The 26,586-nt window shown below is 72.8% G+C and carries 1 protein-coding gene and 1 pseudogene; both read right to left on the reverse strand.

Features of this window, described 5'->3' with window-relative positions; all coding sequences use genetic code 11:
• Nucleotides 1-22 precede the first annotated feature (22 nt).
• A pseudogene (locus LXN57_RS42255) lies at nt 23-5,623 on the reverse strand (SDR family NAD(P)-dependent oxidoreductase); the annotation flags it as partial.
• Nucleotides 5,624-5,689: 66 nt separating this feature from the next.
• Complete coding sequence (locus tag LXN57_RS42260) at nt 5,690-26,569, reverse strand: type I polyketide synthase (protein WP_251803933.1); 20,880 nt, start codon at nt 26,567-26,569, stop codon at nt 5,690-5,692.
• Between the last annotated feature and the right edge of the window lie 17 nt (nt 26,570-26,586).

The following is a 26,586-nucleotide window of genomic DNA, read 5'->3' on the forward strand; positions in this document are numbered from 1 at the left end:
CCTCCATGACGGAGAAGTGATTGCCGGGGGTGTCGGCGACGTCGTGCGGCAGCGTCCAGGACGAACGCCAGTCCCCGTCGCGTGACCAGCCAAACATCGGCTCGCTAGCGCGGACGAGAAGGGTCGGGGTCTTCGTCGAGGCGGGCTGCCAGCCGTGGAAGAGGCGGACGTAGCCGCCCATCGCGGTCAGGCGGGTGTCGTCCATCGGGACGTAGCCGTCCTCCCGCTCGATCATGCCGTTGCTCAGCACCGGCTGGATGCCGGCCAGAGCCTCGACGTCGTGCGAGTAGATGTCGATGAGCACCAGCGCCTCCACGGGCACGCCGGTGCGTTCGAGCTCGGCCAGTACGGCGTGGGCCAGCATGCCGCCCGAGGAGTGCCCGACGAGCGCGAACGGGGCGCTGCCGGCGTGCTGGAGGATTGCCTCGGTCTGGGCGGCGACGACCGCGTCCACTGTGGCCGGTAGCAGTTCGCCGGGGCCGAAGCCGGGTGCGGCGACCGCGCTGACACCCCGCCGGCCCCGTAGTGCGCCGGCGAACCGTACGTACTGATGAGGCCCGGAAATGGCCAGGATCGAGGGCAGGCAGACCAGGCCGGGCTCGTCGGTGGCCGCAGCGAGGCGGACGACCTCGACCGGCCTGGGGAGCTCGGTGCTCGTACGGAAGGACGGGCGGAACGCCGAGGCGTTGACCAGGACCTCGAAGAACTCGCCGCTGCGGCCCGTCGCCGACGCGGTACGGAACATCTCGCCGAGGGTGCCCGGGGTTGCCTTCTCCGTGGGGCGCTCGAACTGTTCGGTCAGGTGGTCGACCAGCGCGCCGGGTGTCGGGTGGTCGAAAAGCAGGGTGGTCGGTAGGTGCAGGCCGGTGGCAGCGGCCAGGCGGTTGCGCAGGTCGACCGAGGTGAGCGAGTCGAAGCCGGCCTCGAGGAACGGCTGGTGCGGGTCGAGGGCGCCGGAGGTGTCGTGGCCGAGCACGATCGCCGCCTGGCCGGTCACCAGGTCGGTCAGGGCGGTGCGGCGCTCCTCGACGGGTAGGCGGGCCAGGCGTTGCCGGAACGCCGCCAGGGCTCTGTCGTCGGACCCCTGCGGGGTGGGTGCCAGGCTCGCGAGGATGGGCGGGAGGGCGCCGGCCGTGGCGGCGGCACGGAGGCCGTCGGGGTCCAGGGCGATCGGGACGACCAGGGAGCGGTCAGCGGTGAGGGCAGCGTCGAAGGCGGCTAGGCCCTGCTCCTCGGTGAGCGGAAGGATGCCACCTTGGCGCATGCGTCGGCGTTCGGCCTCGCCGAGAGTGTCGGCCATGCCCGCGTCCCACAGCCCCCAGGCGATGCTGGTCGCCGGGATGCCCTGTTCTCGGAGTTCTTCGGCGTACGCGTCGAGGAAGGCGTTGGCGGCGGCGTAGTTGGCCTGACCGGCGTTCCCGAAGATGCCGGCGGCCGAGGAGAACAGGACGAAGGCGCTCAGGGGCTGGCCTTCAGTCGCCGCGGCGAGGTTGCGGACAGCTTCGACCTTGGCCCCGAAGACGTTCTCCAGCCGCTCGGGAGTCAGGTCTTGAATCAGGCCATCGTCGAGGACCCCCGCGGCATGAATGACCGCAGTGATCTCCTCACCGGCCAGCGCTTCGTTGACCGCCGCCGGATCGGACACATCGCATGCCACTGCGGTCGCGCCGTCGATATCGAGCGTGCCGCCCGAGCGGGACAGCAACAGCAGCTTGCGTACGCCGTGAGTCTCGACGAGGTGGCGGGCGATCAGCCCGCCCAACGTGCCCGTCACGCCGGTGACCACCACGGTGCCGTCGCCGAAGTCCGGCGTGCCGGTCGACTGCACCCGGACCAGGCGCGGAACCAGCGCCTTCCCACCACGGACCTTGACCTGCGGCAGGTCATAAACGTGCTGATCTTCCGAGGTCGGCCGCCCACCCCCCGCCCGCCCAGGGGAAGAGACGGTATCGGATTCGAAATCGTCGAGCAGAAAGTACCTACCGGGCTGTTCGGACTGCGCCGACCGGACCAACCCCCACAAAGCAGCACTATCCGGATTCTCGAGCGGGGCGCGGACGACCAGACGATCGCCCTCGAATTTCTGCAGCAGACTGAGCAAAGCGACCGAACGGTCGAACGCCGTACCAGCCGCACTCGCATCCACCAGGACCGTGCCGGTGGCGGGAACGGGGTCGCCGAGAGCGATCACCGCGTCCGGGGTAAAGCTGTCGGCCTCCCGTGGCACCCAGTCGACGCCGTAGAGGAGGCGCTCGGCCGGGCCCCCGCCCAGCTGGCCGGCGGTGACCGGGCGCAGTGTCAGTCGATCGACGGTGGCGACCGGGATGCCGGCCGGATCGGCCAGGGCGAGGCGCACACTGTCCTCGCCGGCGCCGGTGGTCAGGCGTACGCGCAGGGCGGTTCCGGCCGGCGCGTGGCGGTGCATCCCGGCGAAGACGAACGGCAGTCGCAGCCCCTCCCCCGGCAACAGCGCGGACGGGCCGACAGCGTGCAGCACAGCGTCGAACAGCGCCGGGTGCAGACCGAAACCGTCGGCTGGTGCGTCCGTGCTGACCTCGGCGAACACCTCCGTGTCGCTGCGGCGCCACAGCCGGCGCAGACCTTGGAAGGACGGGCCGTAGGTCAGGCCGGCGGCCGCGAAGGTCTCGTAGAGACCGTCGAGTGGCAGTTCCTCGGCGCCTGGCGGCGGCCAGGTGACGAGGTTGTCGTCGGCATCGGCGGGCGGGGCGGCCGTCAACGTCCCGGTGGCGTGCAGGATCCACGGTTCGTCGTCGCCGGCGCGGCTGTGGACAGTGACCGGGCGGCGGTCCTCCTCGCCGGTAACGGTGACGCGGACGACGGCCGTGCCCTTGGGCGGCAGCAGGAGCGGCGTCTGTAGCAGCAACTCGTCCAGGGTCGGCAGGCCGGCTCGGGCGCCGGCGGTGAGGGCCAGTTCGGCCAGCACGGTTCCGGGCACGACGGGGCGGTCGAGCACGGTGTGCTCGTTCAGCCAGGGCTGAGCGGCCGGGTCGAGGGTGCCGGTGAGCACGAGGGTGGCGGCGTCGGGCACCTCGACGACGGCGCCCGCCAGCGGGTGGCCGGTGGGTTCCAGGCCCAGGCTGTACGCGTCGCCGGTGCCGCCGGGACGCGGCCGCGGCCAGAGGCGGCGGTGGCTGAACGGGTAGGCCGGCAGCCGCACGCGGCCGGGGCCGCCGGTGACGGCACGCCAGTCGACGTCCGCGCCGGCGGTGAACAAGGTGGCCACGGCGGTGAGCAGGGTATCGACCTCGTCGCGGTCGCGGCGCAATGCGGGGACGGCGCCGGGGATCAGCGCTGACAGCACGGCGTCGGGGCCGAGCTCGAGAACGCGATGGCCGTCCAGCGCCGCGGCCACGTCGACGAACCGGACCGTACGCCGGACGTGCTCCACCCAGTAGGAGGGGTCGGTCCAGCCGGCCCCGCCTTGGATGCGCGGCTCGGCGAACGTCAATGTCCGCACCACGGCACGGAAGTCGTCGAGCATCGGCTCCATGAGCCGGGAGTGGAACGCATGGCTCGTCCGCAGCCGGGTCGTCTTCCAATCGCTGTCCTCGACGGCGGCAAGGTCAGCGGACAGGCCGGCCACGACAACAGCGTTCGGCCCGTTGACCGCCGCGATGTCGAGGTCGGGGAAAGCGGTGTGGATATCCGCTTCGGAGGCGTGCACCGCGAGCATCGCCCCGCCGGGCGGCAGCGCCTGCATGAGCCGGCCACGGGCCGAGATCAGCCTGGCGGCGTCGGTCAACGACAACACCCCGGCCGCGTACGCCGCCGTGACCTCACCGATCGAATGGCCGGCCACGACATCGGGTGTCAGGCCCCAGACCCGTACGAGTTTCAGCAGCGCTACTTCGACGGCGAAGATGGCTGGCTGCGCCCACCCGGTCTGGTCCACATCCAGATCCGGGATGTCCAACAGTCCGACAACCTCGTCGTAGGCTTCCGCGTACACCGGGAACGCTTCATAGAGTGCCCGGCCCATCCCGAGCCGCTGCGATCCCTGACCGGTGAACACGAACGCGAGCCGGCCGGGGCGGGCCATTCCGCGTACGGTCGCGGAACCGAGCACGACCGCGCGGTGCGGCAAGCGGGCCCGGCCGGCGAGGGTGCGGGCCACGTCCCCGAGCGGGGCGTCCTGGTAGTCCGAGAACCGCGCGATCAGGGTGTCCAGGGCGTCCGGGTCGGCGGCGCTGACCACGAGCGGCGCAACCCTGTCCGGAGCCGGCAAAGGCTCCTCGACGGGCGGCCCGGCTTCCAGGATGACGTGGGCATTCGTACCGCTGATGCCGAACGACGACACGGCCGCCCGGCGCGGCCGGTCGACCGACGGCCAGTCGCGCGCCTGCCGGAGAAGTGAGACCGCGCCGGCGTCCCAGTCGACCTGCGACGAGGGTTCATCGACGTGCAGGGTCGCGGGCAACACCCCGTACCGCATGGCTTGGACCATCTTGATGATTCCGGCGACTCCGGCGGCGGCCTGCGTGTGGCCCAGGTTCGACTTCACCGAGCCCAGCCATAGTGGCTCCGCGCGGGACTGGCCGTACGTGGCCAGCAACGCTTGTGCCTCGATCGGATCGCCCAGGGGAGTGCCGGTGCCGTGGGCCTCGACGGCGTCGACGTCGGCCGGTTCGAGGCGGGCGTTGGCGAGCGCCTGCCGGATGACGCGTTGCTGGGACGGACCGTTCGGGGCGGTCAGACCGTTCGAGGCGCCGTCGGAATTGACGGCGCTCCCCCGCACCACGGCCAGGATCGGGTGGCCGAGGCGCTGGGCGTCGGAGAGGCGCTCGACCACGAGCATGCCGACGCCTTCGCCCCAGCCGGTGCCATCGGCGCCCTCGGCGAACGACTTGCAACGGCCGTCCGGTGCGAGGCCGCGCTGGCGGGAGAAGCCGATGAATGTGTTCGGCGTGGCCATGACCGTGACGCCGCCCGCCAGCGCCAGCTCGCATTCGCCGTTGCGCAGCGCCTGCACGGCGAGATGCAGAGCGACCAGCGAGGAGGAGCACGCGGTGTCGACGGTGACGGTCGGGCCTTCGAGACCGAAGGTGTACGCGATCCGGCCCGAGGCGATGCTGCCACCCGTGCCCATGAAACCTTCGGCGGCGTCGGCGCTCTCCCCCACGACCAAGGCGTAGTCGTTGTACATGACGCCGACGAACACGCCCGTACGGGAACCGCGCCTGCCTTGCGGGTCGAGGCCGGCGCTTTCGAAGGCCTCCCAGGACGATTCGAGCAGCAACCGGTGCTGCGGGTCCATTGCCAGGGCCTCACGGGGTGAGATGCCGAACAGGCCGGGGTCGAAGTCGGCCGCGCCGGCCAGGAAGCCGCCCTCGCGCGAATAGGTCGTGCCTGGATGGTCGGGGTCGGGGTGGTACAGGTTGTCCACGTCCCAGCCGCGGTCGGCCGGGAAGCCGCCGATCGCGTCCCGTCCGTCGGCCACGAGGTTCCACAGGTCGTCCGGGTTGCCCACCGCGCCGGGAAAGCGGCAGGCCATGCCCACGATCGCAATCGGCTCGGACGCGGCCTGCTCGGCTCCACGCAGGCGCTCGCGGGTGTCGTGCAGCTCGGCGGTCACCCTCTTCAGGAAATACCGCAGCCGGTCCTCGGGAACCTGGCCTGACTCGCTCATGTGTCGTGCCTCCAGCTCATAGCTGCCTCCATCGGCCGCGGGTCAGGAGATGCCGAATTCCTTGTCGAGCAGGTCGAATACCTCGTCGTCGGTGGCCGCCTCCAGCTCGTCGGCCAGTGATATGGCGGCGGTGTCGCCCTGCCAGGCGGCGAGCAGGCCGGTGAGCCGGGCGGTCACCCGCTTGCGCTCGTCGTCGTCCGCCGTCCCCGCGGTCCGCAGGCCCTGCTCGATCTGGTCGAGTTCGGCCAGCAGGGCGACCACGGGTGAGACCACGGCGGGTCTCATCTCGTCGGCCAGGTGGGCGGCCAGGGCACCGGCATTCGGATAGTCGAAGACCAGCGTGGACGGCAGCTTGCGGCCGGTGACGGCCATCAGGCGGTTGCGCAGGTCGACTGCGGTGAGCGAGTCGAAGCCGAGCTCGCTGAACGCCCGGCCGGCCGGCACGTCGGCCTCGGACTCGTGGCCCAGCACGGCGGCCACCTGGGCCTGAACCGTCTCGAGCACGATCCGGTTCTGGTCCTCTTCCGACAATCCGGCCAGCCGCTGATCGAGGGCCGGACCGGTCAGGATGGCCTGGGGGCCGCGGGGTGCACGGGCCAGACCGGCAAGCATCGGTGGGAGCAGGCCGGCGGCGGCGGCCTGACCGAGTGCGGCCGGGTCGAGGGCGAGCGGGGCGACCAGGGGCTGCCCGCCGGCGATGGCGGCGTCGAAGGCGGCCAGGCCCTGGTTGGCGGTCAGGGGGATGATGCCGCCCAGCTTCAGACGTCGGCGTTCCGGCTCGGTGAGCGTGCTGCCCATACCCGCGTCCCACAGTCCCCAGGCAATGCTCGTCGCCGGGACCTTTTCGCGGCGCAGTTCGGCGGCGTACGCGTCGAGGAAGGCGTTGGCGGCCGCGTAGTTGGCCTGCCCAGCGTTCCCGAACAGGCCCGCCGCCGAGGAGAACAGGACGAAGGCGCTCAGCTGGTGGTCGCGGGTGGCGGCGGCCAGGTTGCGGGCAGCGTCGACCTTGGCCCGGAAGACGGTCTCGAGCCGGGCCGGGGTCAGGTCGTTGATGAGGCCGTCGTCGAGCACGCCCGCGGCGTGAATGACCGCGGTGACCTCTTCGCCGGCGAACGCCGCGTGGACCGCCGCCGGGTCGGACAAGTCGCACGCCACAGCGGTCGCTCCTTCGATGTCGAGTGTGCCGCCCGAGCGTGAAAGCAACAGCAGTTTGCGTACGCCGTGAGTCTCCGCAAGGTGGCGTGCGATCAGTCCGCCGAGGGTGCCGGTCGCGCCGGTGACGACGACCGTGCCGTCGCCGAAGTCCGGCGTGCCCGACTGGCCCGAACCGCCGTCCGGGGTTTCCGTCCGGCCCGAACCGTCGTCCGACGTGGCCCCGGGCTGGACGCGGGTCAGGCGTGGGACCAGCCCTTTCCCGCCACGAATCTTGACCTGCGGCAGCTCGTAGATCAGTGGATCTTCCGGGGTCGGCCACCCACCCCCCGCCCGCCCAGGGGGAAAGACAGTATCGGAATCGAAATCGTCGAGCAGAAAGAACCTACCGGGCTGTTCGGATTGCGCCGACCGGACCAACCCCCACAGAGCAGCACCATCCGGATCGTCCAGCGGCGCCCGCACGACCAGACGATCGCCCTCGAATTTCTGCAGCAGGGCGAGCAAAGCGGCGCAACGGTCGAACGCCGTACCAGGCTCGCTCGCGTCGACCAGCACGGTGCCGGAGGTCGGAGCTTCTTCGCCCAGGGTGATCACCGCATCCGGGGCGACGCCCGCGGCCTCCTGCGGCACCCAGTCGAGGCCGAACAGCAACCGGTCGGCTACGCCGCCGAACTGGGCCGGGGCGAACGGGCGCAGGCTGAGACTCTCCACGGCGGCGACCGGAACACCGTCGGGGGTGCTGAGCGCGAGTCGCACGGTGTCGGCGCCCGCGGCCGGGGTGATCTCGACCCGCAGGCGGTTGCCGGCGGAGCCGGCCACGCGCACGCCGGTGAAGCCGAACGGCAGCCGAACGCCACCCTCGGCGGAAAGCGCACCGCCCGCGCCGATCGCGTGCAACGCCGCATCGAACAGCGCCGGGTGCACGGCATGGCCCGTAGCCGGCTCGTCGGTCTCCACCTCGGCATACACCGTGCCGTCGTGCCGCCACACCCGGCGGAGGCCCTGGAAGGCGGGGCCGTAGTCGAGCCCTCGGGCGGCCGCCATCGGATAGAAGCCGTCGACGTCGACCTCCTCGGCGTCGGCGGGCGGCCACACGACGGGGACGGCGGGCAGCGGCTCGGTGTCCACGGTGAGCAGTCCGGAGGCGTTGAGCGTCCAGGGCTCGTCGTCGTCGGGGCGGGAGTGCAGGGTCAACGCGGCCCGGTTGCCGTCGGTCGCGGCCACGGTCACCCGCACCTGGGCCTCGCCGCGGTCGCCGAGGGTCAGCGGGGCTTGGAGCAGCAGCTCGTCGAGCACCGGGTGGGCGGTTCGACGGCCGGCGGCCAAGGCCATCTCGACCAGGGCGGTGCCGGGGACCACGATGCGTCCGGCGACCGCGTGGTCGCGCAGCCACGGGTGGGTGCGCAGGGCGAGCCTGCCGGTCAGGATGCTGTCGCCACCCGGTAGCTCGACGGCCGCGCCGACCAGCGGGTGGCCGGTGCCGGCCAGGCCCAGGCCGGCGGCGTCGCCCGCGGGGCCGGTGCGGTGGCGCGGCCAGAAGCGGCGGTGGCGGAACGCGTACGTGGGCAGGCCGGGGCGCGGGCCGTCGCCGAGCACCGCCGTCCAGTCGACGTTCTGGCCGCGCACGTGAAGCTCGGCGACCGCGGCGAGCACCGTTTCGACCTCGTCGCGGTCCCGGCGCATCGCCGCCACCGCGCCGGGGATCATCGTGGCCAGGACGGTGTCGGGACCGAGCTCGATGACGTGGTGGCCGTCCATTGCGGCGGCGACGTCGACGAACCGGACCGTTCGCCGGACGTGTTCCACCCAGTAGGACGGGTCGGTCCAGGCATCGTGGATCGGGATGAGCGGATCGGTGAACGTCAGCGTCTCAACGACTGCGCGGAAGTCGTCGAGCATCGGGTCCATCAGCCGGGAGTGGAACGCGTGGCTCGTCCGCAGCCGGGTCGTCTTCCAGCCGTGTTCGGCGACCCGATCCACGTCGGGTGCCGGTCCGGCCACAACCACCGCTTCCGGGCCGTTGACCGCTGCGATGTCCAGCTCGGGGAAGGCGGTGTGGATATCCGTTTCGGAAGCGCGTACCGCAAGCATCGAGCCACCGGGGGGCAGCGCCTGCATGAGCCGGCCCCGGGCCGAGATCAGCTTGGCGGCGTCGGCCAGAGACAGAACTCCGGCCGCGTACGCCGCCGTGATCTCACCGATCGAATGGCCTGCCACGACATCGGGTGTCATGCCCCACGACCGTATGAGGGCGAGCAGCGCTACTTCGACGGCGAAGATGGCCGGCTGGGCCCATCCGGTCTGATCGACGTCCAGATCCGGAATGTCCAGCAGTCCGACAACTTCGTCGTAGGCTGCGGCGTAGGCCGGGTAAGCGTCGTACAACTGGCATCCCATGTCGAGCCGTTGCGAGCCCTGGCCGGTGAACACGAACGCCAGCGGCGCCTGCTGGGCCTCACCGCGACGGCCGTCGGCCGGGTCGAAAGTCGTACCGGCGGAAGGGAGGAACACCGCACGGTGCCGCAACGTGGCCCGGGTGGCCAGGGTCCGGCTCGCCCCTTCGAGCGTGGCGACCGGGCGCAGGCGGCCGATCTGTGCCTCGAGCGACTCCGGGTCGGCCGCGCTGATCACGATCGGGGTCACCGGCAGAGGCCGGCGAGGCGCGGGGGCCGGCATCGGCGCCGGAGCTTCGAGGATGACGTGGGCGTTGGTGCCGCTGATGCCGAAGGACGACACGGCGGCACGGCGCTTGGCCGAAGCCGGCCACTCCCGGGCCGCCGTGAGCAGCTCGACCGCGCCGGCCGACCAGTCGACCTGCGTGGACGGGGTGTCGGCGTGCAGCGTTGCGGGCAGGACGCCGTGACGCATGGCCTGAACCATCTTGATGATGCCCGCGACACCGGCGGCGGCCTGGGTGTGCCCGACGTTCGACTTGATGGAACCGAGCCAGAGCGGCGTTTCCCGGTCCTGGCCGTAGGTCGCCAGGAGCGCTTGGGCCTCGATCGGGTCGCCCAGGGCGGTGCCGGTGCCGTGTGCCTCGACCACGTCGATGTCGGCGGTTCCGAGGCCGGCGGCGTCCAGAGCGGCCCGGATCACCCGCTGCTGCGACGGGCCGTTCGGGGCGGTGAGGCCGTTCGAGGCGCCGTCCTGGTTGATGGCGCTCCCCCGCACCACGGCGAGAACCTTGTGGCCGAGTCGTTCCGCGTCGGACAACCGCTCGACGAGCAGCATGCCGACACCCTCGCCCCAGCCGGTGCCGTCGGCGCCGTCGCCGAACGACTTGCAACGGCCGTCCGCTGCGAGGCCGCGCTGGCGGGAGAAGCCGATGAACGTGTTCGGGGTGGCCATTACGGTGACGCCGCCGGCCAGGGCGGAATCGCACTCGCCGTTGCGCAGCGCCTGCGCGGCCAGGTGCAGCGCTACGAGCGATGAGGAGCACGCGGTGTCGACGGTGACGGCGGGGCCTTCCAAGCCGTAGGTGTAGGAGATGCGGCCGGACGCGATGCTGCCGCCAGTCCCGACGAAGCCTTCCGTCTGCTCGTCCGAGGCGCCCAGCACCATCGAGTAGTCGTCGTACATGACGCCGACGAACACGCCGGTGCGGGAGCCCCGCCTGCTCTGCGGGTTGATGCCGGCGCTTTCGAAGGCCTCCCAGCTCGTTTCGAGGAGCAGCCGGTGCTGCGGGTCCATGGCCAGGGCCTCGCGCGGCGAGATGCCGAACAGCTCGGGGTCGAAGTCGGCCGCGTCGAGCAGGAAGCCGCCCTCCCGGGCATACGACGTGCCGGGGTGGTCGGGGTCGGGGTGGTACAGGTTCTCGACGTCCCAACCGCGGTCGGTGGGGAAGCCGACGATGCCCTCGCGACCGTGGACGACCAGATCCCAGAGCTCGTCGGGGTTCCGGACGCCGCCGGGGTATCGGCACGCCATGCCGACGATGGCGATGGGCTCGTCCGTTCGGGCCCGGTTCGGGCCGGCCTTCTCAGCGGGGGCCGCACCAACCAGTTCGCCGGCCAGGTGGGCGGCCAGGGCGAGCGTGTTCGGGTAGTCGAAGACCAGGGTGGACGGAAGAGTCAGACCGGTCACCGTGGCCAGGCGGTTGCGCAGGTCGACCGCGGTGAGCGAGTCGAAGCCGAGCTCCCGGAAGGCCCGCTCGACCTCGACGGCTGCCGGGCCCTCGTAGCCGAGCACGGCGGCCACATGGGTGCGAACCAGATCCAGTACGGCTTTCTCGCGCTGCGCGGCGGGCAGAGCGGCCAGACGGCGGGCCAAACCGGTGTCGGCCGACTGCTTACGTTGCGAGACACGGACCAGGCTCGCCAGCAGCGGCGGGAGCAGGCCGGCCGCCGCGGCCTCGCGCATCGGGGCGAAGTCGAGGGCTAGCGGGGCGACGGCGGCCCGGCCGGTGGCGAGCGCGGCGTCGAACGCGGCCAGGCCTTGCTCTTCGGTGAGCGGCACGATGCCGCCCTGGCGGGCCCGGGCGCGCTCGGCGTCGCTCAGCGCGCCGCCCATGCCCGCGTCCCATAGCCCCCAGGCCAGCGAGGTGGCCGGGATGTCCTGGCTTCTCAACCCGCTGGCGTACGCGTCGAGGAAGGCGTTCGCGGCGGCGTAGTTGCCCTGCCCGGCGTTCCCGAGAATTCCGGCCGCCGAGGAGAACAGGACGAAAGCTCTGAGGGGCTGGCCGTCGACGGCGGCGGCCAGATTCCGGGCGGCGTCGACCTTCGCCCGGAACACCGTTTCCAGCCGCTCCGGTGTCAGGTCGTTGATCAGGCCGTCGTCGAGCACACCCGCGGCATGGATGACCGCGGTGATCTCTCGGCCGGCGAGCGCCTCGTTGACCGCTTCCGGATCGGACAAATCGCACGCGACGGCAGTGGCGCCCTCGATGTCGAGCGTGCCGCCGGAGCGTGAGAGCAACAACAGCTTGCGCACGCCGTGAGCCTCGACCAGGTGGCGGGCGATCAGGCCGCCCAACGTGCCCGTCGCACCGGTGACGACCACTGTGCCGTCACCAAAGTCGGGCCGGTTGGCCGCGTGGCCGTCCGGCGTTGCTGGCGGCTGGACGCGGGTCAGGCGCGGGACCAGCACCTTCCCGCCACGGATCTTGACCTGCGGCAGATCGTAAACGTGCTGATCTTCCGGGGTCGGCCGCCCACCCCCCGACCGCCCAGGGGGAAAGACAGGAGCGCTTTCGAAATCGTCGAGCAGAAAGTACTTACCGGGCTGTTCGGACTGAGCTGAGCGGACCAAACCCCAAAGAGCAGCACCATCCGGGTCGTCGAGCGGGGCTCGCACGACCAGACGGTCGCCGTCGAATTTCTGCAGCAGAGCGAGCAGAGCGACCGAACGGTCGAACGCCGTACCAGGCGCGCCGGCGTCAACCAATACCGTGCCGCTGGTCGGAGGTTCGTCGCCCAGGGCGAGCACCGCGTCGGGAGCAAAGCCGGAAGCTTCCTGCGGGATCCACTCCACACCGTAGAGGAGACGGTCGGCCGAGGCTTGCGGCGTCGCGGACACCGGGCGCAAGGTCAGGGCGTCCACCTCGGCAACGGGGGTGCCGGCCTCGTCGGCCAAGGACAGCCGTACGGAATCGCCGGAACCGACTCGAGAGAGGTGGGCACGCAGGCGGAAGCCGGCGGGGGCGAGGACGCGCAGTCCGGCGAGGGCGAACGGCAGGCGGGTCTCGTCCGGGCCGAACAGACCGCCGGCGGCGATCGCGTGCAGCACCGAGTCGAACAGCGCCGGGTGCAGACCGTAACCGGCCGCCGGGTGGTCGAGCTCGACCTCGGCGTACACGTCGTCGCCGGCCTTGTGGACGGCGCGCAGACCCCGGAAGGCGGGGCCGTAGGTCAGGCCGCTCGTGGCGGTCTGCTCGTAGAAGCCGGTCAGGTCGACGAGTTCGGCTCCGGCCGGGGGCCAGGTTACGAGGTCGGGGGCGGCCGGGGCGGGGGTCTCGGCGGCGAGCGTGCCGGTGGCGTGGGCGGTCCACGGATCGGCGTCGTCGGTGCGGGCGTGGATCGTCACCGCGTTGCCGGAGACCGACACCCGAAGCTGGACGCCGCCGCGGTCAGGCACTGGTAGCGGGGCTTGCAGCAGCAGTTCCTCGACCACGGGCAGGCCGGCCCGCTCGCCGGCCGCGCGGGCCATCTCGGCGAACGCAGTGCCGGGGAGGATGGGTCGGCCGAGCACGACATGGTCGGCCAGCCACGGGTGGGTGCGCAGCGACACCAGGCCGGTGAGCAGCACGCTCTCGGCGTCGGGGGCCTCGACGGCCGCGCCCAGCAGCGGGTGGCCCGTCTCTGCGAGGCCCAGGCCGAGGGCATCGCGGGAGCCGCCGGTGCGGGGTCGCGGCCAGAAACGCTTGTGCTGGAACGGATACGTGGGCAACTCGACGACGGGGCCGTCGCCGAGCACGGCCCGCCAGTCGACGTCCTGACCGCGTACCCACAAAGCGGCGACCGCGCCGAGCAGCGTCTCCACCTCATCGCGCTCGCGGCGCATCGCCGCCACCGCATCGGGAATCAGCGTGGCCAGCACCGTGTCGGGACCGAGCTCCAGCACCCGGTCGGCGTCGAGCTCGACGTCGGCCCACCGGACCGTCGCCCGCACATGTTCCACCCAGTACGACGGGTTGCTCCAGTCGGCTTGGATCGGCATCGTGGGTTCGCGGAACGTCAGAGTGTCCACCACCGAACGGAAGGAAGGCAGCATCGGCTCCATCAACCGCGAGTGGAACGCGTGACTCGTCCGCAGCCGCGTCGTCTTCCAGTCACTCGCCTCGACCGCAACCAGATCGGCCGACAAACCCGCGACGACAACCGCGTTCGGGCCGTTGACCGCCGCGACGTCGAGGTCGGGGAACGCCGCTCGTACAGCCGCCTCGGACGCTTGCACGGCGACCATCGCCCCACCGGGCGGTAGCGCTTGCATCAACCGGCCGCGCGCCGAGATCAGCTTCGCGGCGTCTTCCAAAGACAAGACCCCAGCCGCGTACGCCGCAGTGACCTCACCGATCGAATGGCCCGCCACCACATCCGGCACCAGGCCCCACGACCGTACGAGAGCGAGCAGCGCCACCTCGACCGCGAAGATGGACGGCTGCGCCCACCCGGTCTGATCGATGTCCAGGTCGGGGATGTCCAGCAACGTGCGAGCGGAATCGTAGGCGGTGGCGTAGGCCGGGAACCGCTCGTACAGGCCGCGGCCCATGTCCGCCCGCTGCGAGCCTTGACCAGTGAACACGATGGCCAAGCGGCCGTCGGTCGCCACGCCGCGGTCGAACGCCGTCTCGCCGGTGTGATCGGCGGTGACGGCGACCGCGCGGTGCCGCAGTGCCGGGCGGCGGGCCAGCGAGCGCGCCAGGTCGGTCGTCGGCACTTCGAGGCCGCGCAACTGGGCGATCCGGTCGGCCAGCGCGTCCTCGTCGGCGGCGGTGAGCACCACGGGCACCGGCCCGGTGGTCTCGGCACGGGCGGGAATCTCGGTGGGCGGGGCCGCTTCGAGGATGACGTGGGCGTTGGTGCCGCTGATGCCGAACGACGACACGGCAGCGCGCCGCCGGCCCGAGGTCGGCCAGTCCCGGGCCTCGGTGAGCAGTTCGACCGCGCCCGCCGACCAGTCGACCTGGGCCGACGGGGTGTCCGCGTGCAAGGTCGGCGGCATCACGCCGTGCCGCATCGCCTCGACCATCTTGATGATGCCCGCGACACCGGCGGCAGCCTGCGTGTGGCCCAGGTTCGATTTGACGGAACCCAGCCGGAGCGGCGTTTCCCGGTCCTGCCCGTACGTGGCGAGCAGTGCCTGGGCTTCGATCGGGTCGCCCAGCGGGGTCCCGGTGCCGTGCGCCTCGACCACGTCCACGGCGGCCGGGGTGAGCCGGGCGTTGGCCAGAGCCTGCCGGATGACGCGTTGCTGGGACGGGCCGTTCGGAGCGGTCAGCCCGTTCGAGGCGCCGTCCTGGTTGACCGCGCTCCCCCGCACCACGGCGAGGATCGGGTGGCCGAGCCGTTCCGCGTCCGCGAGCCGCTCGACGAGCAGCATGCCCGCACCCTCGGCCCAACCGGTGCCGTCGGCGCCATCCGCGAACGACTTGCACCGGCCGTCGGCGGCCAGCCCGCGCTGGCGGGAGAAGCCGATGAACGTGTTCGGCGTACCCATCACGGTGACCCCACCGGCCAGGGCGGCGTCACACTCGCCACTGCGCAGCGCCTGCACAGCCAGGTGCAGCGCGACGAGCGACGACGAACACGCCGTGTCGACCGTGACGGCCGGGCCTTCCAAGCCGTACGTGTAGGAGACGCGACCCGAGGCGATGCTGCCGCCGGTGCCCATGAAACCCTCGGCGCTGTCGTCCGACGCGCCCAGCACCATCGAGTAGTCGTTGTACATGACACCGACGAACACGCCCGTACGCGACCCGCGCTGCCCGAGCGGGTCGACACCGGCCCGTTCGAAGGCCTCCCAGGACGTTTCGAGCAGCAGCCGGTGCTGCGGGTCCATGGCCAGGGCCTCGCGCGGGGAGATGCCGAACACCCCCGGGTCGAAGTCACCGGCGTCGTAAAGGAAGCCGCCCTCACGCGTGTACGACGTGCCCGGGTGGTCGGGGTCGGGGTGGTAGAGGTTCTCGACGTCCCAGCCACGGTCATCCGGGAACAGGCCCACGCCGTCGCGGCCGTTCGCGACCAGGTCCCACAGCTCGCCGGGGGTCGTGACACCGCCCGGGTAACGGCAGGCCATGCCGACGATGGCGATCGGTTCGTCCGAGGCGACCGCCGCGGTGACCACCGGCACGTCACCGGCGGCCCCGGAGAGTTCGCCGGCCACGAACGCGGCCAGGGCGGCGACGTTCGGATAGTCGAAGACCACTGTGGAGGGCAGCTTCAGGCCGGTCACCGTGGCCAGGCGGTTGCGCAGCTCGACCGCGGTGAGCGAGTCGAAACCCAGTTCCCGGAAAGCCAGGGCGGGCGGGACCGCGCTGCCGTCGGCGTGCCCGAGGACGGCGGCGACGTGGGTGCGGACAAGATCGAGCACGATGCGCTCGCGGTCGGACGCGGCAAGTTCGGCCACGCGGGCAGCGAAGGCCCCGTCGCCCCCGGCCCCACGCCGTCCGGCCGTGGGCACGAGACCCTCGAGGAGCGGGGGCACGCCGCCGCGGTTGCGCAGCGCGTTGAGGTCGAGGGCCAGCGGAGCGACGGTGGCGCGGCCGGAGCCGAGCGCGAGATCGAAGGCGGCCAGGCCCTGCTCGGCCGTCAGCGGCAGGATGCCGCCCTGGCGGGCGCGGGCCCGTTCCGCCTCGCCGAGGGTGCCGCCCATGCCCGCTTCCCACAGACCCCAGGCGAGCGACGTGGCCGGGATGCCCTCGCTTCTCAGGTCCAGCGCGTACGCGTCGAGGAAGGCGTTGGCGGCGGCGTAGTTGGCCTGACCGGCGTTGCCGAAGATGCCGGCCGCCGAGGAGAACAGCACGAACGCGCTCAGCCGGTGGTCGCGCGTCGCGGCGGCGAGGTTGCGGGCGGCGTCGACCTTGGCCCGGAAGACGGTTTGCAGCCGCTCAGGGGTCAGATCTTGGATCAGGCCGTCGTTAAGGACACCAGCGGCGTGAACGACGGCGGTGATCTCCTGGCCGGCGAGCGCATCTTTGACGGCGTTCGGGTCGGACAGATCGCACGCCACAGCGGTCGCGCCCTCAAGGTCGAGCGTGCCGCCCGAGCGAGAAAGCAACAGCAGCTTGCGTACGCCGTGCGCCTCGACCAGGTGGCGGGCGATCAGACCGCCCAGCGTGCCGGTTGCCCCGGTGACCACCACCGTGCCGTCACCGAAATCGGGGGTGCCGGTCGACTGCACCCGGGTCAGGCGCGGGACCAGCACTCTGCCGTCACGGATCTTGACCTGCGGCAACTCGTAAACGCGTGGATCTTCCGGGGTCGGCCACCCACTCCCCGCCCGCCCAGGCGAAAGACCAGAATCGGAATCGTCGAGCAGAAAGTACCTACCGGGCTGTTCGGACTGCGCCGACCGGACCAACCCCCACAAAGACGCACCATCCGGATCGCCGAGCGGCGCCCGCACCACCAGACGATCGCCCTCGAAATTCTGCAGCAGGGCGAGCAAAGCGGCGCACCGGTCGAACGCCGAACCAGCCGCGCTCGCGTCGACCAGCACGGTGCCGGTGGCGGGAGCCGGATCGCCCAGGGCGATCACCGCGCCGGGAGCAAACCCGGAAGCCTCCTGCGGTACCCACTCGATGTCGTAGAGCAGGCGGCCGGCGGACGACAGTTGTGCCCCCGAGACCGGGCGCAACGTCAGCTGGTCCACCTCGGCGATCGGCAGGCCGGAGGCGTCGGCGAGTTCCACCCGTACGCTGTCGGCGGCGTCTCCCGCGGTCAGCCGGGCCCGCACCGCAGTGCCGGCCTCGCCCGCCAACCGCACGCCGGCGAACGCGAACGGCAGCCGCACGCCCACCGAAGGCAGCAGCCCGCCCGCCCCTACGGCGTGCAGTGCGGCGTCGAACAGGGCGGGGTGCAACGCGTACCCCTGGACGGGTTCGTCGAAGGCGACCTCGGCGAACACCTCGTCGCCGCGGCGCCACACGTGGCGCAGGGCCCGGAACGCGGGGCCGTAGGCCATGCCGGTGGCCGCCAGGTTGCCGTAGAAGTCTTCGAACGGCACCGGCGTCGCCCCGGCCGGCGGCCAGTCGACCAGGCCGCCTCCGGGCGGGAGGGCGGCGGCGAGCGTGCCGGTGGCGTGGGCAGTCCAGGGCTCCGACGCGTCGGTGCGGGCGTGCACGGTGACCGCGCTACCCGCAACAGTGACCCGCACTTCGGCGCCGCCGTCGGCGGGCAGCGTCAGCGGGGTTTGCAACAGCAGTTCCTCGATGGCGGGCGTGCCGGTGCGTTCGGCCGCCGCGGCGGCCATCTCGACCATCGCGGTGCCGGGCACGACGATCCGGTCGAGCACGACATGGTCGGCCAGCCACGAGTGGGTGGCGACGGAGAGCCGTCCGGTGAGAACGGTGGAGTCGGAACCGGGCAGTTCGACCGCGGCGCCGAGCAGGGCGTGGCCGGTGCCGACCAGGCCGAGGCCGGCTGGGTCGGTCGCGGTGCGTGCGGGGCGCGGGCGCGGCCAATAGGTGGCGTGCTGGAACGCGTACGTCGGCAGGTCGAGCCGGACGCCGGCGCCGAGCACGGCCCGCCAGTCGACGTCCTGACCGCGTACCCACAGCGCGGCGACCGCGCTGAGCAACGTTTCCACCTCGTCGCGCTCGCGGCGCAGCGCGGCCACCGCATCGGGGATGAGTGTGGCCAGCACGGTGTCGGGACCGAGCTCCAGCACCCGGTCGGCGTCGAGCTCGACGTCGGCCCACCGGACCGTCGCCCGGACGTGCTCCACCCAGTAGGACGGGTCGGTCCAGTCTGCCTCGACCGGGATACGCGGTTCCGCGAACGTGAGCGTCTCCACCACGGCCCGGAAGTCGTCGAGCATCGGTTCCATCAGCCGCGAATGGAATGCGTGGCTCGTCCGCAGCCGCGTCGTCTTCCAATCGCTCTCCTCCACGGCGACCAGCTCGGCCGACAGACCGGCGACAACGACAGCGTCGGGACCGTTGACCGCCGCGATGTCGAGGTCGGGGAAGGCCGCTCGCACGGCAGCCTCGGAGGCTTGCACGGCGACCATCGCGCCGCCGGCGGGCAACGCCTGCATCAGCCGCGCCCGAGCTGAGATCAGCCTCGCGGCGTCCTCGAGTGACAGAACCCCGGCCGCGTACGCCGCCGTGACCTCACCGATCGAGTGGCCCGCCACGACATCCGGCGCCAGGCCCCACGACCGTACGAGAGCAAGCAGCGCCACCTCGAGCGCGAAGATCGCCGGCTGCGCCCATCCCGTCTGGTCCACACCCAGATCCGGGAGGCCGAGCAGCGCGACAACCTGGTCGTAGGCCGCCGCGTAGGCCGGGAACGTCTCGTAGAGCTGCCGGCCCATGTCGAGCCGCTGCGAACCCTGGCCGGTGAACACGAACGCGAGCCGGCCGTCGGTGGCCACTCCCCCGGTGGTGACCCCCTCGGCCAGGCCGACCAGGTCCATCACGGTCTGGTCGGCCGTGCGAGCGAGCACCACGGCCCGGTGCGCCAGCGCGGCGCGTCCGGCCAGGGACCAGCCGACGTCGAGCGGGCGCGCGGTCGGCCGTACGTCGAGGAAGTCGGACAACCGCCCGGCCTGAGCGGCCAGACCGGCGGCGTCGTGACCGGACAGCACGAGCGGCACCACGGCCGGCGGCGGTGCCGTGACCGGCTCGGCGACCGGCTCGGCCGGGGGCTCCTCGAGGATGATGTGCGCGTTGGTGCCGCTGATGCCGAACGACGAGACGCCGGCCCGGCGCGGGTGGGCGGCCGGCGGCCAGGCACGGGCCTCGGTCAGCAGCTCCACCGCGCCGGCGTCCCAGTCGACGCGCGTGGACGGCCGGTCGGCGTGCAGGGTGCGCGGCAGCACGCCGTACCGCATGGCCAGGACCATCTTCATGACGCCGGCGACGCCCGCGGCGGCCTGGGTGTGGCCGAGATTCGACTTGATGGAGCCGAGCCACAGCGGCGCTCCGGTACGGTCCCGGCCGTACGTGGCCAGCAGCGCCTGGGCCTCGATCGGGTCGCCCAGCGAGGTGCCGGTGCCGTGGGCCTCGACCGCGTCGACGGCGGTGGCCGCGAGTCGCGCGGTGGTGAGCGCCTGCCGGATGACGCGTTGCTGGGACGGGCCGTTGGGAGCGGTGATGCCGTTGCTGGCGCCGTCCTGGTTGACCGCGCTGCCACGGACGACGGCCAGGACGGGGTGGCCGGCCCGTCTCGCGTCGGAGAGTCGTTCCAGCAGGACGACGCCGGCGCCCTCGCCCCAGCCGGTGCCGTCGCCGTCGTCCGAGAACGCCTTGCACCGGCCGTCGCGGGCCAGACCGCGCTGGCGTGAGAACTCGACGAACGCGCCTGCGGTGGCCATGACCGTGACACCGCCGGCCAGAGCCAGGTCGCATTCACCGGCGCGCAGGGCCTGGGCCGCCAGGTGGATGGCCACCAGCGACGACGAGCACGCCGTGTCGACGGTGATGGCCGGGCCCTCGAAGCCGAAGGTGTACGAGACCCGGCCGGAGACCAGGCTGCCCGCGCTGGTGCTGCCCGGCTGCAGGAGGTTCGCGTAGTCGCCGTACAGCACGCCCGCGAAGACACCGGTGCGGCTGCCGCGCAGCCCGGCCGCGTCGATGCCGGCCCGCTCCAGGGCCTCCCACGACGTTTCGAGCAGCAGCCGCTGCTGCGGGTCCATGGTGACGGCCTCGCGCGGGCTGACCCCGAAGAACCCGGCGTCGAACTCGCCCGCCCCGGCGAGAAAGCCCCCCTGGTTCACGTAGGACGTGCCGGGGTTGTCGGGGTCGGGGTGATAGAGGGCGTCAAGGTCCCAGCCCCGGTCGTCGGGGAAGCCACCGACGGCGTCCCGGCCGTCGCTGAGCAGCCGCCAGAGGTCCTCGGGAGTGCTGACGCCGCCGGGGAACCGTAGGCCGAGGCCGACGATGACGATCGGATCGTCGACGTCGGCGGCAGCCGGCCCTTGCGAGGCGGGCGGGGCCGCTTGTTCGGCCAGGGCGCCGATCAGCTCACCGCGCAGGAACACAGCGAGCGCCTGCGGGGTCGGGTAGTCGAACGTGAGCGTGGCCGGCAGGCGCAGCTCGGTGGCCGTGCTGAGGCGGTTGCGCAGCTCGACGGCGGTCAGCGAGTCGAAGCCGAGCTCGCTGAACGCGCGGGCGGCGGGTACGGCGTCGCCCGAGGCATGGCCGAGCACGCCGGCGACCTGCGAACGGACCATCTCGAGCAGCAGCCGGTCCTGGTCGGAGGGGGCCAGCCCGGCCAGGCGCTGCAGCAGGGAGGTCGCGGTGGCCCCGGCGGCGGCGCGGCGGACCGGCTCGCGGACGAGGGCGCGCAGCAGCGGCGGGAGGCCGGCGTCGCCCTGGCGGGCGCGCAGGACGGCGTGGTCGATCCGGATCGGCACGAGCAGGGGCCGGTCGGCTTCGAGCGCGGCGTCGAAGTGGCCGAGGGCTTCGGGCAGGGTGAGGGGCGCGACGCCGCCCCGGGTCAGCCGGCGGCGGTCGACCTCGGACAGGTTGCCGGCCATGCCGGCGGTGGTGTCCCAGGCGCCCCAGACGAGCGAGACGCCCGGGAGGCCCCGGCGGCGGCGGTGGGCCGCGAAGGCGTCGAGGAAGGCGTTGGCGGCCGCGTAGTTGCCCTGTCCCGGTGTTCCGAGCAGGCCGGCGACCGACGAGTAGAGCACGAACGCGTCGAGGTCGGCGCCAGCGGTGGCCTCGTGCAGGTTGACCACCGCGTCGACCTTGGCCCGGAGCACGGTGTCGAGACGTTCGGGGGTCAGGCCGGTGAGCACGGTGTCGTCGAGGACACCGGCCACGTGCACGACGGCGCGGACGTCGACGCCGTCGAGCACCCGGTCGAGCTCCTCGCGGTCGGCTACGTCGCAGCGCACGAGGCGGACCCGAGCACCGGCCTCGGTGAGTTCGCTCCACAGTTCGCCGGCGCCGGGGGCGTCGCTGCCGGTGCGGCTGAGCATCAGCAGGTCGCGGACGCCGCCCGAGTGCACGAGGTGGCGGACGAGGAGGCCGCCGAGCGTGCCGGTGGCGCCCGTGACGACCGTGGTGCCACTCTCGCGGGGCGGGCGCGGCATCATCAGCACGTTCTTGCCGACGTGCTTGCCCTGGCTGACGAAACGGAACGCGTCCCGGGCGTGCCGGATGTCCCACGCGCGCACGGGCGGCATCCGCAGCGCGTCCGCGTTGAACAGCGCGTGGATCTCGGTGAGCATGTCCCGGATCCGGTCCGGCCCGGCTTCGAACAGGTCGAACGGCCGGTACGTGCGGCCGGGCAGCCCGGCCGGGTCGCGCAGGTCGGTCTTGCCCATCTCGAGGAACCGGCCGCCGGGCGCGAGCAGCTCGATCGAGGCGTCGATGAGCTCGTGGGCCAGCGAGTTGAGCACCACGTCGACGCGGCGGCCGGCGAACTTGCGGGCGAAGCCGGTGTCCCGGGAGGAGGCGATCTCGTCGTCGGTGAGGCCGAGCGCGCGCAGGGCGTCCCACTTGGCGGGGCTCGCGGTGGCCAGGACGCGGGCGCCCAGATGCCGGGCGATCTGGATGGCGGCGGTGCCGACGCCGCCGGCCCCCGCGTGTACGAGGACGGTCTCGCCCGGCCGGACGCGGCCGAGGTCGTTCAGGGCGTAGAAGGCGGTGAGGAACGCCATCGGCACGGCGGCCGCCTCGGCGAACGTCCAGTCGCAGGGCACCGGGACGAGCAGCCGAGCGTCGGTGACCGCGACCGGCCCGAAGCCACCCGCGAAGGCACCCATGACCCGGTCGCCCGGGGCAATGTGGGTGACATCGGTGCCGACTTCGAGGACGACGCCGGAGCCCTCGCTGCCCATGTCGAGCGGGTTGTCGCTCGGGTACACGCCGAGCGCGATGAGCACGTCGCGGAAGTTCAGGCCGGCCGCGCGGACGGCGACGCGGACCATGCCCGGATCGAGCGGGCCGCCGGCGGGGGTGGCGACCAGGCTAAGGTTGTCGAGGCTGCCGCCGCCGGTGCTCTCGAGGCGCCAGGCGGGCGCGTCGGGCGGGGTCATCCCGGGGTCGGGGGCGATGCGGGCCAGGCGCGGGGTGGCGACGGCGCCGCCGCGGACCATCGCCTGCGGGATGTCGCCCGCGCCGACCAGCGCGGGCAGCGCGGCCCACGAGGCGGGGCTGCCGTCGACGTCGGCCAGCACGATGCGGGCCGGGTACTCGGACTGGGCCGAGCGGATCAGGCCCCACACCGCGGCGTGCGCCAGGTCGGTCGGCTCCTCGCCCGGGCCGCCGGCGACCGCGCCGGTGGTGGTGACGACGAGCGTGGTGGCGGCGTACCGGTCGTCGCCGAGCCACTGGTGCAGCGCTTCGAGCACGCGGGTGGTGGCCGCGTGGGTGCGGGCGGCCAGGCCGACCGGGTCGTCGGCGGGGTCGACCTGCTGGGGCGGGCAGTCGAGCAGCAGCACGGCGGGCGTGGGCGGGTCGCCGAGCGGCAGGCCGGTGTCGCGGCTGTCGCCCAGGGCCGCCCAGTCCTGCGGGGTCGCGGCCGTTTCGACCGGGCGTTCGACCCAGTCGAGGCCGAACAGCGACCGGCTTGCCGTACGGGACCCGCCCTCCACCTGCGCCGGGCTGACCGGTCGCATGACCAGGGCGCCGATCGTCACGACGCCCGCGCCCGTGCCGTCGGCCGCGGCGAGGGCGACCCGGTCGGTGCCGTTCGCAGTGAGCCGCACCCGCAACGTGGTCGCGCCGACGGCGTGCACAGTGACGTCGGTGAACGCGAACGCCATGCGGGCCGAGCCGTCCGCCTCCGCGCCGAGCGCCACCCCGTGCAGCGCGGCGTCGAGCAGGGCCGGGTGCAGCTGGAAGCGACCGGCGTGGCCGGCATCGGGCTCGGGCAGCGCCACCTCGGCGTAGATGTCGTCGCCGAGCCGCCAGGCCGCGCTCAGTCCCTGGAAGGACGGGCCGTAGCCGAAGCCGGCGCTCGCGAGGCGGTCGTAGAAGCCGTCGATCGGCAGCCGGACGGCGCCGGTGGGTGGCCACACGCTGAGGTCGACCGGCTCGGCCGCTGCCGCCTGAGGAATGAGCTGCCCGGTGGCGTGCAGGGTCCAGGGGTCGTCGGGCAGTGCGTCTTCGGCCCGCGAGTGCACGGTGACCGGCCGTCGTCCACTGTGGTCGGCCGCGCCGGTGACCACCTGGAGCGCGACGCCGCCCGAGGCGGGCACGGTCAGCGGGGCCTGGACAGTCAGCTCCTCGAGCACCGGGGCGCCGGTCTGCTCGCCGGCGCGCAGGGCGAGTTCGACCATCGCGGTGCCGGGCAGCACGGCCGAGCCGAGGATGGCGTGGTCGGCCAGCCAGGGGTGGGTCGGCAGGGCGAGGCGGCCGGTGAAGACGGTGCCGTCGCCCTCGGCCAGCGACAGCACGGCGCCCAGCAGCGGGTGGTCGGTGGCGGCCAGGCCGAGCCCGGCTGCGTCCACGGTGACCAGGTCGGCCGACGAGGGCCAGTAGAGCTGGTGGCGGAACGGGTAGGTGGGCAGGTCGAGGCGCTCGGCCGGGCGTTCGGGCAGCAGGGCCGGCCAGCGGACGGTGGCGCCGGCGACGTGGATGCGGGCCAGCGCGGCCAGGAAGGTGGCGACCTCGTCACGGTCGCGGCGCATGACGGCGTACGCGGCCGGGGTGTCCGGCAGGTTGTCCGCGGCCATGGCGGCGAGCACGGTGTCGGGGCCGAGTTCGAGATAGCGGCCCGCCCCCAGCTCGGCCAGGGAGTGCACGGCGTCGGCGAAGAGCACCGGCCGGCGCACCTGGTCGATCCAGTACTGCGGTTCGCTCCACTCGCGCCGGCCGACCGGGCGGCCGGTGACGCTGGAGACGGCGGCCAGAGTGGGTTCGCTGAAGGTGAGCCCGCGGACGACCGTGCCGAACTCGGCGAGCATCGGCTCCATAAGCCGCGAGTGGAAGGCGTGGCTGGTCCGCAGCCGGGTTGTCTTCCAGCCGCGCTGCTCGACTTCTTCCATCTGCGCCACGGGTCCGGAGACGACCACCGACGCCGGGCCGTTGACCGCGGCGATGTCGACATCCGGGAACGCGGCGCGAACGTCCGCCACGGCCGCCTGCACCGCGACCATCGCGCCGCCGGCGGGCAACGCCTGCATCAGGCGGCCCCGGGCCACGACCAGCGCGGCCGCGTCGTCGAGGGTCAGGACCCCGGCCGTGTACGCGGCGGCGACCTCACCGATCGAATGGCCGGCCACGATCTCGGGTTCGAGGCCGAGCGAGCGGACGGTGGCCAGCAGCGCCACCTCGACGGCGAACAGGGCGGGCTGGGCGAAACCGGTCCGGTGCACCAGGTCGGAGTCGAGCACGTCGCGCAGCGTGTGGTCTCCGAGGTGACGGTCAACCGCCGCGGCGGCCTCGGCGAAGGCGGACGCGTAGACCGGGAACCGCGAAGCCAACCGCTGGCCCATGGCCAGTCGCTGGGCGCCCTGACCGGTGAACAGGAAGGCGAGCTTGCCGGTCGCCGGCGCGCCGGTGATCAGCCCGGGCTCGGGCTCGCCGACGGCGAGGGCGGCCAGACCGCGCTGCAGGGCGTCGCGGTCGTCAGCCAGCACCACGGCCCGATGTTCCAGGGCGGCCCGACCGGTGGCCAACGCCCAGCCCAGGTCGCCCGCCCGCAGCTGGGGGCGGTCACCGACGTACGTGTAGAGCTGTTGGGCCTGCGCGCGCAACGCGTCCTCGTCGCGGGCCGAGAGCACCACCGGAACCGGCGACGGCACGTCCGCGGGCTCCGGGAAGGCCTCCGCGGGCGGTTCCTCGAGGACCAGGTGGACGTTGGTGCCGCTCACACCGAACGATGAGATGCCGGCCCGGCGCGGGGTGTCCCGGCGGGGCCACGGTCGCGCCTCGGTGAGCAGTTCGACGTCGCCGGCCGCCCAGTCGACGTGCGGGCTGGGCTCGTCGAGGTGCAACGACTTGGGCATGGTCTCGTGCCGCAGCGCCAGGACGGCCTTCATGACACCGGCGACACCGGCGGCGGCCTGGGTGTGCCCGATGTTCGACTTGACGGAGCCGAGGTGCGCGGGCTTGCCCGGGGTGCGGTCCTGGCCGTACGTGGCCAGCACGGCCTGCGCCTCGATGGGGTCGCCGAGCCGGGTGCCGGTGCCGTGGGCCTCGATGAGGTCGACGTCGTCGACGGAGAGGCCGGCGTCGGCCAGCGCCTGCCGGATGACGCGCTGCTGGGACGGGCCGTTGGGGGCGGCGATGCCGTTGCTGGCGCCGTCCTGGTTGACCGCGCTGCCCCGGATGACGCCCACGATGGGATGGCCGAGGCGCTGGGCCCGGGAAAGCCGTTCGAGCAGCACGAGGCCGACGCCCTCGGAGAGGCCGATGCCGTCCGCGCCGGCCGAGAACGCCTTGCAGCGGCCGTCGGCGGCCAGGCCTCGCTGGCGGGAGAACTCGGTGAACGCGCTCGGCGTGGCCATCACGGTGACGCCGCCGGCCAGGGCCATCGTGCACTCGTCGGAGCGCAGGGCTTGCGCGGCCAGGTGGATCGCGACCAGCGACGACGAGCAGGCCGTGTCGATGGTGATGGCCGGGCCTTCGAGGCCGAGGGTGTACGACACGCGGCCGGAAAGGACGGCCGCGGTGGTACCGGTGATGAGGAAACCCTCGGCCGCCTGCACGGTGCCACCGATCAGGCGTACGTAATCCTGGGTGTTGGACCCGACGAACACGCCGGTGCGGCTGCCCCGCAGGGTGGCCGGATCGATGCCGGCCCGCTCGAGCACCTCCCACGAGGCCTCTAGCACCTGGCGCTGCTGCGGATCCATCGAGAGCGCCTCGCGCGGGCTCACGTCGAAGAACGCCGCGTCGAAGTCGCCCGCACCCTGTAGGAAGCCGCCCTCGGACGCGTAGTCGTCGCCGTGCTCGGGGTCCTCGTCGTACGCGTCGTCGAGGTCCCACCCCCGGTCGGACGGCGGACGGCCGATGGCGTCAGCGCCGGTGTTGACCAGCCGCCACAGGTCGTCCGGGGTGCGGACGCCGCCCGGGTAGCGGCAGCTCATCGCCACGATCGCGATCGGCTCCCGATCCGCGGACTCGGCCTGGCGGAGCCGCTCGCGGGTCTGGTGCAGATCCGCGGTGACCCGCTTGAGATAGTCGAGGAGCTTGTCCTGATCCGACAACGGAGGCCTCACCAAGA

Origin of the sequence: Paractinoplanes hotanensis (assembly GCF_023717965.1) — a bacterium.
In the GTDB taxonomy this organism is placed as follows: Bacteria; Actinomycetota; Actinomycetes; order Mycobacteriales; family Micromonosporaceae; genus Actinoplanes; species Actinoplanes polyasparticus.